This is a genomic window from Vibrio sp. D3, from assembly GCF_043995865.1.
Taxonomy (GTDB): Bacteria; Pseudomonadota; Gammaproteobacteria; order Enterobacterales; family Vibrionaceae; genus Vibrio; species Vibrio diabolicus.
In genome coordinates, this window is the sequence record NZ_CP171886.1 from 1,731,303 (window position 1) to 1,745,974 (window position 14,672).

Sequence of the window (14,672 nt, forward strand, 5' to 3'; positions counted from 1 at the left end):
GTTGCATTGAGCGTGAAGTCTATCAGTTGTTTGAAATGGATAAAACCATGTATTTTATGCGGAAAATAGGCGTTTTAACCTGCCCCAAAAACCGCTAGTCGAAGCTGGACTGGCTTCTCTACCTAGATAAAAGCTTTGCATCAGTTCGGTTCTGAATGCATCAACATCCATGCGTTTTACAACAAGCTCGTGTTGCAATGTATTCTGAGTTTGCTCGGCATGATCGTGCGCCAAGCTAAAGTCCATATTCAAATAGCCTTGAGTATAAAGCCAAAGGTGGGTTATCAAGATAAGGTCTTCTGCGGACTGGTTAGTGAACTTATCCGCGTGCTCATCACCCAAGGAGTCAGTCAGCACTTGCTGCATTTGCTGGGCAGAATGCGCATGTTGCTCATAGTTAGCGCTGGCTTCAATATGCGACTTAGTCAAAAGACCAAGCAGGTGAAGAGTAGGCGCCGTGGCGGGTTTGTTCTCACAAACTTTTGTAAACAGTTGTGACTGTTCTTTTAACCAACGTCGCTTTGCCGCTTTATGTTCTTTAACGAAGGGAATTTCTTTGAATCCCATCTCTTGACTCAGTTCACTAAGAGACGTCATGGCTTTTTAGTTCCTTCACCGTTACTTCGACGTGTTGATCGTTGATATCAACAAAAATAGAGCTGCCGGTAATCATAACAGAAAGGCTAGTGCCTCGGTCAAGGTGCTGACAAATCAAGTCGATAGCGTCGTAGTCAAAGCTTTCTACGTTGACGGGAAGCATTGAGAACTTTCCTGACATTTTATCCCACCATACCGTCGCTTTAGTGTTATAAGTGTAGACTTTCACGTGTTTTGCTAGGCGAGAGGCTTTCTTGATTCTTTCTGGTTCTGGTTCGCCAATTTCAATCCAGTGAGTAATGCTTTGATCATCGCCAACATGCCATAAATCAGGCTCTTCAATTGTAGAAAGCCCTTTCGTAAACTCTAAATTACTTTGAGCGTTTAAGCAGTAAGCTAAAACACGAGCCAGCATTCGTTGAGGTTTTTCTGAAGGGTGAAGGGCGATAGTTAGATTTTTAGAATCGTAATAGTCGTTATTCATATCGGAAATGGCGATACGAAATTTATAAATAGTCGGTTTAAGAGCCATGGATTTATATCGTTTTTGTTGGCAAAAATAAGTTATAGACAAAAAAATAGCCAGCTTTAGAAGCTGGCTATCGTATCAAATTCTTTAAGAATTAAAGTACTTTGATTTGCTCTGCTTGAGGGCCTTTTTGACCTTGAGAGATAACAAATTCTACTTTCTGGCCTTCAACTAGAGTACGGAAGCCGTCACCAGTGATTGCAGAGAAGTGAGCAAATACGTCAGGACCGTTTTCTTGTTGAATGAAACCGAAGCCTTTAGTTTCGTTGAACCACTTAACTGTGCCAGTAGCTGTGTTAGACATGTCTATTTCCTAAATATCTAAATAATGTAATCTTTCGCCTCAACGGCGCTTATAGCGTGGAAAAATAAATTGCTATTGCGTACCACAGGACGACGGGTTACAAGTAATCCAACGAAATGTGAAAACAAAGAACTTTCTTTCTAGCCGTGTTTGAGTCTAGGTTAATTCCACGAAGAGTCAACATATATTAGTGCTTTATGGACAAATATTTGTATTTAGTCACTATTTAACCAGCATGTTTTTGATTAAATTTCAAATAAATGACGGTGATGTGAAGTTTTTCAGCATAAAATTCAACTAAATCTATAAATTTGACTTATTTATATAATTATTGTCCAATCTGGTTCGACCATTAAGGAGGATTTATGGCAAAACCTAAAACCAGTCCTCAGCCGAATGAGTTACAACACGAGACCGATTTCGGCAGAGGTGAAATCAAGGACAATGCGTTAAAAGCGGTTGTTACCAGTCAATTGTTCAGAACACGTGTCGTAAAAGCGAAAAAAGGTAAAGGCAGCTTCAGTCGGAAAATGAAGCATAGAGGCAAAGAGCCCTATTCAAAGTTCTCCCCGATGTGGATTTTGAATAGGGCTTTTTTATTGATGCTGGTTTTTATCAAACTATTCAAATTCAATGGCTTAGTGTTCGTTAAGTCGTTCTTCTCTCACTTTGTACTGGCTAGCTTTCTTCTTAAAACTAGACGCTGAAAAGTACCAAATAAGTACTAAAACCTACTAAGTTAGATTCATATCAATAGGAGCCACTTCCTGTCCGACACCGCTCTGCTATATCTTTAGATCAGACAAAACAGCCGAGATTATGGTTTAAAAAGACTGGTGAGAAGTAGGTATGTCATCGACGAGTTATGGTACTTATGGTTGCAAGTGTACAAAAGCGTGTGCTTCTTTGTTACTACTATGGCTGTCTATTTGCCCGATGACGTACGCGCACAAGTCAGAGTCTCATTCTTTAATTGTTGCTAACTCCAAAGCTTGGAAGCCATTCTCTTACCTTAGCCCAGACGGTGAACCCAAAGGCATTTTGGTCGACTTCTGGAAAGCGTATGCGGCGGACAACCAAATTGATGTTCAGTTTCTGCTTCTTGATTGGGAGGCTTCTTTACAGGCCGTAAAAGAGGGGCGTGCTGACTTTCACGCGGGATTGGTTTACTCATCGGAAAGAGCCGATTACTTGGATTTTGGCGCAGTTATCATGCCCATTCAAACTAAATTATATGTCAATCAAGACGTGCTTTCGATTGATGTCAAAAGTGTTTTAGCTGGTGAAATGACGTTGCCAATTGGTGTCGTTAAAGGAAGTTACGAGTCTGAGTTTATTAAGACGAATTATCCTAATGCGCCTATTGCAGAGTACATTAATAACGACACGATGATACAGGCCGCTGTCGATAAGAAGGTGCTGTATTTCGTCGCGGACCTTCAAGTAGCTAACTTTTATATGGCAACTATGCCGGGAGCAGGCATGTTTGTTCCTGTAATAAATTTATATAGTAAAGACCTTCGGATTGCAGCAGGGTTGCATAGTTCTGCTTCCATTTTGGATGTCTCTCGAGCGTTTGAAAAAGTTATCGATACAGATCGAGAAAGGATCCTCAATCGCTGGAGTGTGGTGAAAACGGTCTATCCTCTTTATCTCCTACCTATTGCGATTTTCGTTATGGCGGTCGCGACGCTGTATCATATCTTCGCACTCAAACGCATGGTTGCGCTGCGCACAAGACAATTGACGATTGCTAACCAGCAATTGCTGGAGATGACGTTAACGGATTCCCTAACAAAACTCTACAACCGTAGACACTTGATTGAACAATTGGCGCTCTTGAATCACTTGCAGCGAAGCTTGACGGTAATGGTATTTGATATTGATGATTTTAAATCAATTAATGACCAATACGGTCATCTTGTCGGAGATAGAGCGATAGTGGCCGTGGCTGAAACAGCAAAATCAATGACTGATGAACGTATGACATTGGCGAGAATTGGCGGAGAAGAGTTCGCACTCGTGACGGCATCGCTCTCTGAGCGAGAAGCGCGCAACTTTGCTCAAATGCTCTGCAAAGCCGTGTACGAACAACCTATTATCCTTGGTGGGCAAGCGATTCATTTGAGCATTAGCTTAGGCTGCGCATACTACCCTGAATTTACTCATATCGTGAATTTACAAGACGCTGATCAACTGATGTATCAAGGTAAGTCTGAAGGTAAAAATCGCGCGGTGTTTCAAGTCATAACAGACAGCCAGGTTCAACCTGAGCTTCGTCAAGTGAATTAGGTCTCGCTAATTCAACTGATACTTCAAATCATCCTCAAGCCTCAAAGTTTTAGTCAGAGTAACGTGGTAAGCGTTGACGATCACGTTGCGTTATTTTCTTTGAGGCCAATTTGCGTACAAATACTAGCACTTTCATATATAACCCCCGCCTGCTCACGTTTTTATCATAGAAGCAGTAATTGTTTTAAAGTGATAAGCGATTTCTTGGTAAAGATCAGAACCCCTGTCTACACTCAGTGTAATATAAATAATGATGCATATAGTGTTGTACAAAAACAATTAAAGAAGATAAGAAATAAGTTGGCTTTAGAAGGACGGGGAATGAACAACGAATGCTTTGCTAGGTTCCGAGCTGTCACGGATGAACTGTCAATGAAAGAATCGTTGTCAGTTGGGAAAGACCCTTATGCTCACTATCTCAAAGATATTGTGGGGATTGATTTGTTGTCTCGTGAAGAGGAGTTGCATTACGCCAAACTTAATCGAGCTGGTGATGAAGAAGCGCGCGAAATGTTGATTGAGTCTAATCTTCGACTTGTTGTGAAAATCGCAAAAGGCTACCTCAAACGGCCAGGCAATAACTTTACTCTGCTCGATTTAATAGAAGAAGGTAATATTGGTTTAATAAAAGCGGTCGATAAGTTCGATCCTGAGCCAGGCTACCGTTTTTCTACTTATGCGGTATGGTGGATTCGCGAGAATATAGAAGCGGCATTAATGAACAATGGCCGCACGGTACGTTTACCTGCTCATGTGTGCAAAGAGATAAATAGCCTGGCTTTAAAAAAGCTCGATGCGTCAAAAAGTGAGAGCAAGGAGTTGTCTATTTCTGAACTCTCACGCTGCTCAGGGGTGAAAGCAGAGCGTATAGATGAACTTGTTGCTCTTAGTGGTTTTATTGATGTATCGACCACTGCGGACCTACATCGTGTTCCATTTGTTCTTGAACTGTGTGAAAGTGAGTATACGCCAGATCCACAACAAGACTGTGAAAACCAGTTCTTCACTCAAGCTATTGAAAATATTATTAAAACCTTGCCAACCAAGTTGCAGAAAGTCTTGATCCATCGATTTGGATTATTTGACCAGAGAGTGAAAACCTTGTCTGAAATAGGCCTGTTACTAAACGTGTCTAACGAGCGTGTTCGTCAGATGCAGATAGAGGCGGTTGAACGCGTGCAGAAACGTCTCCGATTCGATGGTTGGGTTTGAGATTTTTAGCCCCTTATCCTAGCCGATTAATTTACTGGCTTGCTACTCTGTTCTTCCGTAAGTAACAGCAGCTCAAGCTGTGCTTTAGCTGCTGCCTCCAATCTCCATACACTCAATAATCGGTTAAGTGCGGCACGATAAGCACGACTTTTTAGTAAAAAAGCGAGCGTACTAGTGTAGTTGTTTACGACTTGCGCTTGTGTCTCGACCAATGCAGTTTTGTTTTCGATGTCGATGTGTTGAAGGTTAAAGTCAGGAAGAAACGCACACTCATACCATACCTCTACAATTTCACGAATTTCGAGTTCTTCTTCAGGCACGTCGAAGTCTTGTAACTGGTAGTTTTCTGGTATTGTTGATAAATAAACCACATCCAATTTGTCTGCAACAAATGTATACATCGGATTCCTTAGTGTACGCGCTTACAGAGTAAATAGTCTCATCGTTTACATTTTTGTCAATGGCCGTGCTCAAGTATGAATGATGAACCACACCACATTCCGAACTTAACTTAGACTTTTTAAGTACTTATCGGTTAACCCGAAATACTTCAAGTTGCCATCTGGCTCCAAGACTAAGCTCATATGGGATGTAGAGATCATACCCGGATCATTCGTTGAGAAAATAACGGTCTTATTGAGTAGTTTGTCGCTGAATAACCGCTTGAAGTAGTGCGAGTTTTCTTGCTCTGCACCATTAAATGGCTCGTCAATGATAATCAAAGATTGTTCGCAGTTGCCTAGCCCTAATGCGAGCCGCAGTCTTTGTTGAATACCATTTGGTAAACTTTTACAGATATCAACGCTCAATTGAGTGCCCAGGCCTTGTGGCAACCATGTATCGAGCTCAAAGAAACTCACCATTTCACGCATTTTTTCTGTTGGGATTAACCCATTATGCAAGATGAAGTTAGTCTCCAAGGAGCCTTCAAAAATATGCAGGTTAAACGGGATGTAGTTAATCGAGGTTCGGTAGCGATAGCTGTTGAACTGTTTGATGTTATAACCGTCCACCGACACTGAGCCTTGATAGCGCTCCTCTAGCCCAGCGATAATAGAAATGAGCGTCGTTTTACCGCAACCTGTTGGTCCACAAATCACGACTTTTGCGCCCGGTGGAATTTTAAAACCAAGATTAGTTAAGCCTGTTGCTGCACCACTATAACGATGGCTCACACCAGAGCCGACGATACTACCTTGAAAGAGGCGAATAGGGGGGCTTTTCTCTAACGTTAGCTTATCGTCATTCATCGCCATAAGGTTGTTGATTTGCGCAGAAGACGCCTTAATGGATTGGAACTTAGAAATAGAGTTGTAGATGCCCATAATAGGCCCCAACGCCTTCCAGACTAAAATTACGGTAGCGAGCATTGCACCTGCATCGGAGGTACCGTCCATCACGCCGATAACGGCCGCGACGATACTTGCGGTACCAATCACCTGAATCAAACTCCCGCCTGCTGCCTGAACCCTGCTATTAGTCACTGAAACATGTTCTGCATCGTTGGTGCTTTGTAAATGCGATGCGCTAAAGCGGGACTGGATAACACGCAACAATGGCAAGCCTTGGATGGTTTTTATACCACGAAGAATCTCATTCCATTGGTAAGAAACCATGGCGTTGGCGCGAGAGCTCTTGGACGTGGCTTGCGAGTAGATGTAACGAGAATAAACACAGAACACCAACATTAGAATCAACCCAGCCATAACGACTAGCGCCGCGGTACCAGACATAAGAGCAATGGCAATAATGAATACGACAACAAACGGCATGTCGAAGTAGCTTAATGTTGACTCTGCGGTTACCAAGCGGCGGAAAGTGTCGATGTCTTTCAAACGCGCTAACTGAGAAGAGACACCTGCGGTGGATGTCATCGAATAAGGAAGCCACAACAGTTTGGATATTACGTTTTGAGAAATATGCACCGCCAAATCCTTCCCTGATGTGGCGATGATGTTGACCCGCATTTTCTTGAAAAAGTATTCCGAAAACCCAACAATCACAGCAAATAAAGTGAGCCAATAAAGTGTGGCTTGCGAGCTAGACGTCAAGGCGAAGTTGTACACACTCATAATAAAAAAGGGCTGGAGTGCGCCGAGAATACTGACCACGAAGCTGAGGATAATCAGGCTCTTGAGTTCATTGTTGTAGCGATAAAACGCGTATTTAATCCAGTTACTGCGGTCTTGAGATTCTGGTGGTGGCTCTCGGAACAAGCGGGAGTATTCGCTGATCGAGACCAACAAACATGGCTTCTTGCAGAGCGGGTATTCAATGGTGTTGTTATTGGTGTAATCAAACAGGATCAATTTGCCGTCTTTAGTGCCCAAGAAAATCGCAGTGAGGTTTTCTATCTCAATAAAACAAGGATGAGGGTGCCCCTCGATGTGCTCCAGTGTTTTTAGTTTGGTGACGTCGCAACGGTAACCAAGGCGTTCAATGGTGGCAATAAAACTGTCGCTGTCTTTTGGTTTAGGGATAAAAGCATCGCTGAGGATAGAAGGTGTGCCTTCCCATTCAAGCGCAATGAGGGTGTAAGCTAAACCACGAATCAAAGGTGACTGATTGTATCGCTCGTCATAACTGCGAGCCTCAAAGTCTAACAAGCGCTGAGGGACATTATTGAAATCAACCAAAATACTCATTGGTCACCTCCGGTAAGTTTGACGCGTTTGAGGCGATGATTGAGTTTGTCCATCTTATTGCTGACGATGATTAGGATTTTGTCGTTGGCGCGATAGGCGGTACTGGTCAAAACCAATCGAGCAAAGTCGTCGTCATAAACACAGTCGATGTCGTCGAAGATCAACACACGTTTGTTTGCAAGCAAGGCACGCACTAGCAGCAAGGCATAAGCAACTTGGCGCGAGAATGGGTTGCGTAAGTGCCCTTTGAGCTCGGTGTAAAAACCCGCGGGAAGGGCATCGATTTGTGCTTTTATGTTCATGGTTTCGCAAAGCGCAAATGCGGTGTTGTTTAAGCTCGGGCGGAAACAAGTCAGGTTGTCGATGATGGTCCCTTCGACGAACGAGCTGGTTTTGTCGACCATGAGCACGCTATTGCGCCAGACGTTGTAATTAACGTCATCGAGCGGTGTCTCGTTGATTTGAATGTCCAGTTTGCTGTCGGTGTTTTGCCGAGTAATGCAATTGGCAAGATGGGTTTTGCCTGCGCCGCTTTTCCCCGTCAGCAAGTAAGCCTGACCGAGTTCAAACTCAATGCGTTGTTTTTCCGAATACTTCACCGAGATGCGCTCGACTTCTGTCGTGTCATTTTGTTGTTCTACAGACGCAGCAAGCTCAAGCAACTCGGCGATACGTTGAATATGAAGCTTGTTCAACTCCCAGCGGCTCACCGTGCGCATCACTTGCTGGTATGGGGCGAAGTAACGGTTGGTAAGCATGATGATGGCAGCCATGATGCCTTGGCTCGATTGCATGTTGATAACGGCCGTTGCCAAAACTACCACCACACAAGCGATGGAGAGCTGTTGTATGAGCGACAAGATAAGGCTGAAGTTTGATTCGATCTGCTCGTATTTGATGTTCTCGACTTCACGTTCTTCCACCATTTGTGTCATCAAGCTTTCGACGCGATATTCCATATTGCGTGCTTTGATATCGAGTGGGCTAGAGATGATCTCGATGATTTTTGAGGTGGTTAAGCCTTCGATGTCGGATTTGTTCTCTAGGCTGTTGATCTTTTGCTTGGAAAGGTTGAGTGCGAACACGGCCAAAACGATGGAGGCGAGCAAGATAGTCACTCCCGCCCAAATGTTGATCAGACCGATAATCAGAATGGTCAGTATGCTGACTGCAAGGTTGATGAATGCCCGTACAGATTCTCCGCCAAAGAAGGATTTAATCTCTGGAATGGTGGCAATACGCTCTAGGTATTCACCGGGTTCTAGGCGACGAAACTTCGATATCTCAGCCAAACAGATGGATTGAAACACCTTGTTGGTTAAGTTGGTTTCGAACTGCTTCATGATCACCGACGAAATCTTCTCTTCCTGATTCTTTAAGTGATAGTCGAGGAAGATGGTGATCAAGATAATGGCAAACAGAAGAAACAGCGTGTCTTTGGCTTGGTTAGGTAAAACACGGTCAAAGATAATCAGAATCGAAAAGGGCAGCACTAAACCAAACAGCGTCGAGATGACCGTGGAGAAAGTCAGATAACACTTGTCAGCAAAGTTAATCTTTTGGGAAAAATGCTCAGTTTGCATTGCGACCTCCTTTCTTAATCGATGGTTTGGAGAGAAGGTGTTTTGGAACTAAGTCTTGATTGCTTCTGCCTTCGATATCGCTCATCAACTGCATGATGCTTTCGATGGATTGTACCGATAGCATGCCTTTGATTTGCTCAAGATTGATCGATTCAATGATGTAGTCATAACGCGCGCTCTCGTAATCACGTAGCGCGCTAAACAGTTTACTTTCCGCTGCCAGTAAGTCGGTAATGGTTCGCGTACCAAGCTGGTAAGCGCGCTGAATGCCTTTGTACGAGGCGTAGTTGGCTCGGATAATATTCTCGTAGCTGCTAATCGCTCGGGAGAAGTCATTAATGTTGAGTACCGAGGTGTTAACGCTATTGCGCGTCGTGAACAACGAATCTTGGTACAGTAGCTCGGTTCGCTCGATGGCAGTCGACGATTTTTGATAACCGTAGTAATCCGAGCCGCCGGAGAAAATCGGCACATTCAAGTTCAAACCGACGCTGGTGGAGTTACTGCCCCCTGTTGCGGTTGGGTCGGTTCGGTCAAAGTTGTTCGCATCATCGTAACGGTAGCTGGCAGAGAGCGATACAGTCGGCACAAAGTTTGAACCGCTTTCTTTCAAGCCTCTTCGGCTGCGTTCTACGGTTTTCTTCGCAACCAATAAATCGTTATTGAGCTTCAAAGCTTGTTCAAGAATTGCGCGTTGTTCGGACTCGCTGATTTCTGCCAAGGGTACGCTTTCGTAGATATCCTGCGATGGGGTGACTGGATATTGAACTTGAATTTCCAAACCGTTCAAAATTACGCGTCGGTCTTTCTCTAAGGTTCTTAAGCGATTGGCAATGCCTTCTTTCTGAGCAATCACCTCATACAACTCGCTCGCCGCAGTGTTGCCAAGCTCCACGTTGCGACGCATTTGGCGCTCACGTGTTTCAGACGATTTAAGCTCGACTTTGGTGGCTTTGATTTGCGCGTTGTTTTTCAGGTACTCGAAATATTGCGTCGCGATTTCAGAAATGGTGCTCTGGATTTTGTTCTCGTGTTTGATTTCTTCAATGTTGAAATCAAGCTTCGCGGTACCGTATTTGAAGATGTCGCCAAGGTTAAACACTGATTGAGATAAAGACACGCTGTAGCTGTTTGAGTTGTAGCTAGAACGTGTATCCGGTGTTCCCGTTAATATGGTTTCGTTCTCATTCCATGTGGTATCAGCGGCACCATTTAAAGAGGGCAGAAACTTAGAACGGCTAATGTCGATGTTGTATTCGTTTTCTTCCACGCCTTTGTCACTAGCGCGCAGAGATAAGTTGTTTTCCAAGCCGAGTTTGACCGCCTCAAGCAAGGTGGTCGCCATTGCCGAAGGAGCATTGCTCAATGTAAGCGCTGCCAATACGCAGCTAGTTAAGTTTCTGTACCGCCACATACTTGTTGATCACCTTGATGATTTCGTCATTTTTATAAGGTTTGCTGATCACGTAATCCATTCCAGCTTCGATACAAGCTTGGTGTTCATTACTGCTGGTCAATGCTGTCGCACCTATGATGGTGCAGGGGTTTTGTCCGCTCTCTTGTTCGTATTGTCGAATGCGTTTGGTTGCTTCAATACCGCCCATGCCCGGCATGATGCAGTCCATAAAAATGATATCCGAGCGCTGGTTCATGAAGTGCTGAACGGCGTCTGCGCCATCGCCAACGGTATCGGCTTCGTATTCTTGCTTGCTCAAAATACGTTTGAGTAGAATCTGTTGAACACGGTCATCTTCCACAATCAGGAATGAGCTGTTCTCCATCTGATCTTCTGAGGCTTCCGCTTCCATGATTGCCAATAGGTTAGGGATGAACTCATACGGAATCGCAGGAGAGTTCAGAATCTTGTCGACAAAGGTATGGCTCTCTTGTGCTTGCTGAGTGCTAGTGACCGAAAGCAGCAACTTGGTGTTCGGGTGATTGCGCAGTTGCGACTTCACCGTTTTGCTCAGTGAGGGCAGCTTGTTTGGCTCGAACGTGTCGGTCAGCATGATAGCATCGTATTCGCCAAAGGTTTTTGCAGCAGAGAAGAGCTCGTTCGGGGTGCGAATTGGTGTGATCTCTAAGCCCAAGTTGACTAACATTTTGTTCATCACATCAATGCGCAGCTGAGAGTTGGCACATAGCAACAAACGTTTATTGTCGAAGCGAGTTTTCTCTGTGTGGAAGCTCTTAGCTTTTAAATCGAGCTGAATTTGAAAACGTTCCTGATTGCCCGATTGATACCAATGGCTCTCGTAATAGCCATAATCTTTCAACACGCTTTTTGCCAAATCGTCTTTGGTTGCAGTGTGCTGTTTATGGTCGCTCCAGTGTAGAGTATTGAGCTTGGCAAACGGCACATCCAGTGTGGTTAAGAAGTTTAGATTGATGGTCAAGCGGGTATTTTCAATGTCTGAGGCCGCCCCAGATTCAATGGTGACAAACAGTTTCTTATCGGCTTTGAGTTGGATGGCGTTCGATAGCTGTAGGAACAACACCCAGAACAAGCTGGTGGATTGCCCTTCAACACGGTTTGGTAAGTTGTCCGAGATAAAACAGTCTAACTCACCTTCATTTCGCTGCACTTTTGAACTTATGTGAATCATCAATTCAGACAGTACATTTAGCAGTGAAAACTCTTTCGATTTGCTCTCGGTCCCTTGTGAAATGAGTCGGTTGTAGTTCTCTGCCAATTCAGACAAGGTATTGGCAGCCGAGGTTATATCTTGCGCCATCAACACGCCGCTCTCATCGGTCTCTTGAACGAGGTATTGCACGCCGCCGTTAATGGTGTTGGTGATGCCACGAATCTCGTAACCAATCAGAGCATAGAGCTGTTTGTACAGATCGTTATTGCGTTTTTGCTCTTCGAGTTTGCTGAAAATCAGTTTTAGGTGAGAGTAGATCTGACGCTGCTTCGGATTGATGCTCACTTCATTCAGCAACTCTTCCAACCTTTGTAAATCCAGTTGTTTGAGCTCTTGATAAAGCCCATCGAATTCTTGGTCAATGTCGCGCTCATTCGAGCTGGATTTTTTCAGTTTAAGGATTGCCACCAAATTCGATAGCACTGCGATACCAACCAGTGCGACAACGACCACAAACAACCAAATGAAGAACTCGTTTTTCTCCATCATTAGGTCGCTCGCATGGTTGTTAAATATGGTCCGGTAGTTGTCGTCCATTTGTAGGTAGTTATTGGTGAGCGAGAGGTACAGTGCCAACACATCGTCGCGTGTTTTCGGGCTGTCTGAGAAGCGATTGATTGCCAGTTCAAGCTGCGTGTATTCGGTCGCGCCCACCAAGCTAAACTCGGTTTTGTTGAGTGACGCGAGCGACTTAAACTGGTCAACTTCGTCTTTCAGAACCTCAAAATCAAGCTCTGTTGTACTGCAATAACGTGCGGCTAAACAGCGCTGAAGCGTTTGAATATGAAACTCGATAGTTTGGTTGAGTTGTTGAGCTTGAACCAACAGAGGCGCGTTTTGCACTTTCTCGACTGAATCCACTCTTTCCCAAGAGACATACAAATAAAAGGCGAGGGCAGCCAGCATCAAGCTGAAAGCAATGCTTAGGCGCATAACAGGAACGGAAATATTGTAAGAAGGTTTGCTACTCACCCATTACCTCTCATCGAACGCGTCTTCGATAGCCGACATAACCGGCTTCGCTGCGTATTCGATAACCCGGCGTGAGCCTGTTTTCACGTCTGCGGTAAACTCCATATAAGGGGATAGCTTGTATTGTGTGCCTCCGCGCTCTAGATAGTTTTGACTGATTTGGATCTCGGCGAGGTAGAATTCAGCGTCTTCTTCTTCATAAGAAGAACGGCTGATCGACGCAATTCGACCTTCCAAAAATCCGTATTTGGCAAAGTTGTAGGTATCCATCTTCACTTTGACCGCTTGCCCGATTTCTACAAAGCCCATGTCTTTGCGCGGGATCTTCGCCTCTCCGTGAAGGGCGTTATTGATCGGTGCAATGTCCGCGATGCTTTCCCCCGGCGGTATCACCGCAGAACGGAAGTTGAAATGCACTTTATCCACTACACCGTCAATAGGGGCGTAAACTACTAGGCGATCTACTTTATCTGAGTGTTGAGGACGTAATATACGTTTCAACTTTAAATCCTTGTTTGCTTGAATGATTTGCGCTTGATACTCGGCATTACGATTCTCCACCAAGTCCCGGTACTGCTTCTCTAGTTTGTCGAGTTGGAAGCGCTCATTCATGACCGACTCATCAAGGTTTTCAATCTCACGCACCATGTTTGACTCTTGAACCTGCATATTCAGAACATCGACGTAAGACGCCATTTCCTCTTTGTACAAGGTGTTCTTAATATTGAGCTGCCTGCGTATCAAGGAGAGCTGGTTCTCGGAGCTTTTACGGCGCTTGAGCATTGAATCAATAAGCGAATTCTTATGTTGGATATCGTGAGTGATCAACTCTTCATTGGAACGGTTTTTAGAAAATTCTTGCTGCCAGGTATTCATGTTGACTTGCACTAATTCTGGGTACTTTTCGATGTAGGCAGAAAAATCGGGTTCCACCATATCGCGCAGGCTTTCGTAACGAATCTTGTCTAGCTCAAGCTGAATGATCTCTGTGTTTACCGTATCAAGTTGAGTGTTTCTATCCAGAGAGCGAAGGCGTGCAATAGGCTGACCTTCATAAACCACTTCGCCTTTGCGCACTAGCATTTCTTCTAGAATACCGCCTTCAAGGTGTTGCACTTTTTCGATGTCAGATTCGAGCAATAGCTCACCGCGCACCGACACCACAATGTCGATATGAGCCTGAGATGCCACGGCGATAGCCACCATGGAAAGCAAAAAGATAACCAGCAAGGTTTTGTGTACGCTGGTCATTGCACTGGCTAGCACGATTGTATCGTCTGCTGTTACCTTCGAAGCTTCGTTGTTCGAAACGAGCGCCTTTTTGAGGTGATGTTCTATTTGCTTATTACTCATGAGCCACCTCTACGATTCACTACCTGTGCGGCTATCGATTGAATTTTCGATTTTTAACAGCTGGCTAATTTGTTTGTTTACGTTGTTAAGCTCGGTTTTAACGTCCTCAATCAATTCATTAGGAGCAGGGAAATGGTGTTTGTTTAAGTGTTCAAGCTTTGCCAATTTTGGTGGTAAGTCGTCATCACATAACAAGACGAGAATGGTCTTTAGTCTTTTTGAATAACATCTGAGTGCTTCAAAACGGTTTTGCTTATGCAGCATCTCAATATCAATCCCTGCATCACTGAAATCTTGGTAAAAATCGCCTAATAGCAATTGCAGCCCCTTATGGCTGTTGTCGACTGAGCGCAACAGATTTGTCATATTTATCATTATCCCACCGCACTAATTGCTTTAATGACAACAAGTAAGGATCTTTATACTGGGTTTTCAAATTTTTTGTTTTTATGGAACTTGAAAGATATGAAAAAAGTTGTATAAAAAGTTGGTTTCTAAAAATGGTGTCCTTTACTGCCTCTAAGTTAGCTAAAAGCA

At 44.2% G+C, this 14,672-nt stretch carries 13 protein-coding genes; 3 read left to right on the plus strand and 10 right to left on the minus strand.

Translation table 11 applies throughout. From position 1 onward, the window contains the following. Positions 1–54: 54 nt before the first annotated feature. The 3 genes from ACHFJ9_RS07590 to ACHFJ9_RS07600 form a co-directional block, all read right to left on the minus strand. The gene (locus tag ACHFJ9_RS07590; protein WP_124007598.1) at positions 55–597 is read right to left on the minus strand and encodes a hypothetical protein; all 543 of its coding nucleotides are present in this window, start codon (positions 595–597) and stop codon (positions 55–57) included. After that, complete coding sequence (locus tag ACHFJ9_RS07595) at positions 584–1,129, minus strand: YaeQ family protein (RefSeq protein WP_005391156.1); 546 nt, start codon at positions 1,127–1,129, stop codon at positions 584–586. Before ACHFJ9_RS07595 ends, ACHFJ9_RS07590 begins: the two co-directional genes overlap by 14 nt. A gap of 91 nt (positions 1,130–1,220) precedes the next feature. After that, positions 1,221–1,430, minus strand: a complete 210-nt coding sequence (locus tag ACHFJ9_RS07600; protein ID WP_005375625.1) for a cold-shock protein — start codon at positions 1,428–1,430, stop codon at positions 1,221–1,223. 365 nt (positions 1,431–1,795) lie between these two features. Between ACHFJ9_RS07600 and ACHFJ9_RS07605 the strand changes: the two genes are divergently transcribed. The 3 genes from ACHFJ9_RS07605 to ACHFJ9_RS07615 all read left to right on the plus strand — a co-directional run bounded on the left by ACHFJ9_RS07605 (position 1,796) and on the right by ACHFJ9_RS07615 (position 4,934). Next, positions 1,796–2,137 carry an alternative ribosome-rescue factor A gene (locus ACHFJ9_RS07605; RefSeq protein WP_395354543.1) on the plus strand — a complete coding sequence of 114 codons (342 nt, stop codon included), beginning with the start codon at positions 1,796–1,798 and terminating at the stop codon, positions 2,135–2,137. 142 nt (positions 2,138–2,279) lie between these two features. Next, on the plus strand, positions 2,280–3,722 hold the full coding sequence (locus ACHFJ9_RS07610; protein ID WP_395354545.1) for a diguanylate cyclase domain-containing protein: 1,443 nt from the start codon (positions 2,280–2,282) through the stop codon (positions 3,720–3,722). A gap of 321 nt (positions 3,723–4,043) precedes the next feature. Then, on the plus strand, positions 4,044–4,934 hold the full coding sequence (locus ACHFJ9_RS07615) for an RNA polymerase sigma factor RpoD/SigA (RefSeq protein ID WP_047008361.1): 891 nt from the start codon (positions 4,044–4,046) through the stop codon (positions 4,932–4,934). 26 nt (positions 4,935–4,960) lie between these two features. On the opposite strand, the gene ACHFJ9_RS07620 is transcribed toward ACHFJ9_RS07615, so the two are convergent. From ACHFJ9_RS07620 to ACHFJ9_RS07650, 7 genes are all read right to left on the minus strand, one after another. Next, entirely contained in the window at positions 4,961–5,335 is a 375-nt protein-coding gene (locus ACHFJ9_RS07620) for a hypothetical protein (RefSeq protein ID WP_025768457.1), read from the minus strand. A gap of 105 nt (positions 5,336–5,440) precedes the next feature. Beyond that, the gene (locus ACHFJ9_RS07625) at positions 5,441–7,579 is read right to left on the minus strand and encodes an ATP-binding cassette domain-containing protein (RefSeq protein WP_395354548.1); all 2,139 of its coding nucleotides are present in this window, start codon (positions 7,577–7,579) and stop codon (positions 5,441–5,443) included. Then, a complete protein-coding gene (locus ACHFJ9_RS07630) occupies positions 7,576–9,162 on the minus strand; it encodes an ATP-binding cassette domain-containing protein (protein WP_395354550.1) in 1,587 nt (528 codons plus the stop codon). The genes ACHFJ9_RS07625 and ACHFJ9_RS07630 overlap by 4 nt, the downstream gene beginning before the upstream one ends. Further along, entirely contained in the window at positions 9,152–10,576 is a 1,425-nt protein-coding gene (locus ACHFJ9_RS07635; protein ID WP_395354552.1) for a TolC family protein, read from the minus strand. The genes ACHFJ9_RS07630 and ACHFJ9_RS07635 overlap by 11 nt, the downstream gene beginning before the upstream one ends. Next, complete coding sequence (locus ACHFJ9_RS07640; RefSeq protein WP_258623886.1) at positions 10,551–12,782, minus strand: response regulator; 2,232 nt, start codon at positions 12,780–12,782, stop codon at positions 10,551–10,553. Before ACHFJ9_RS07640 ends, ACHFJ9_RS07635 begins: the two co-directional genes overlap by 26 nt. Positions 12,783–12,785: 3 nt before the next feature. Next, positions 12,786–14,135, minus strand: a complete 1,350-nt coding sequence (locus ACHFJ9_RS07645) for an HlyD family type I secretion periplasmic adaptor subunit (RefSeq protein WP_395354555.1) — start codon at positions 14,133–14,135, stop codon at positions 12,786–12,788. A 9-nt stretch (positions 14,136–14,144) separates the two neighbouring features. Beyond that, on the minus strand, positions 14,145–14,513 hold the full coding sequence (locus ACHFJ9_RS07650) for a hypothetical protein (protein WP_031777210.1): 369 nt from the start codon (positions 14,511–14,513) through the stop codon (positions 14,145–14,147). Positions 14,514–14,672 lie beyond the last annotated feature (159 nt).

Bases quoted from the DNA above. Each gene is read 5' to 3' on its own strand.
- ACHFJ9_RS07590 (WP_124007598.1), bottom strand. From the start codon at position 597: ATGACGTCTCTTAGTGAACTGAGTCAAGAGATGGGATTCAAAGAAATT.
- ACHFJ9_RS07595 (WP_005391156.1), bottom strand. From the start codon at position 1,129: ATGGCTCTTAAACCGACTATTTATAAATTTCGTATCGCCATTTCCGAT.
- ACHFJ9_RS07600 (WP_005375625.1), bottom strand. From the start codon at position 1,430: ATGTCTAACACAGCTACTGGCACAGTTAAGTGGTTCAACGAAACTAAA.
- ACHFJ9_RS07605 (WP_395354543.1), top strand. From the start codon at position 1,796: ATGGCAAAACCTAAAACCAGTCCTCAGCCGAATGAGTTACAACACGAG.
- ACHFJ9_RS07610 (WP_395354545.1), top strand. From the start codon at position 2,280: ATGTCATCGACGAGTTATGGTACTTATGGTTGCAAGTGTACAAAAGCG.
- ACHFJ9_RS07615 (WP_047008361.1), top strand. From the start codon at position 4,044: ATGAACAACGAATGCTTTGCTAGGTTCCGAGCTGTCACGGATGAACTG.
- ACHFJ9_RS07620 (WP_025768457.1), bottom strand. From the start codon at position 5,335: ATGTATACATTTGTTGCAGACAAATTGGATGTGGTTTATTTATCAACA.
- ACHFJ9_RS07625 (WP_395354548.1), bottom strand. From the start codon at position 7,579: ATGAGTATTTTGGTTGATTTCAATAATGTCCCTCAGCGCTTGTTAGAC.
- ACHFJ9_RS07630 (WP_395354550.1), bottom strand. From the start codon at position 9,162: ATGCAAACTGAGCATTTTTCCCAAAAGATTAACTTTGCTGACAAGTGT.
- ACHFJ9_RS07635 (WP_395354552.1), bottom strand. From the start codon at position 10,576: ATGTGGCGGTACAGAAACTTAACTAGCTGCGTATTGGCAGCGCTTACA.
- ACHFJ9_RS07645 (WP_395354555.1), bottom strand. From the start codon at position 14,135: ATGAGTAATAAGCAAATAGAACATCACCTCAAAAAGGCGCTCGTTTCG.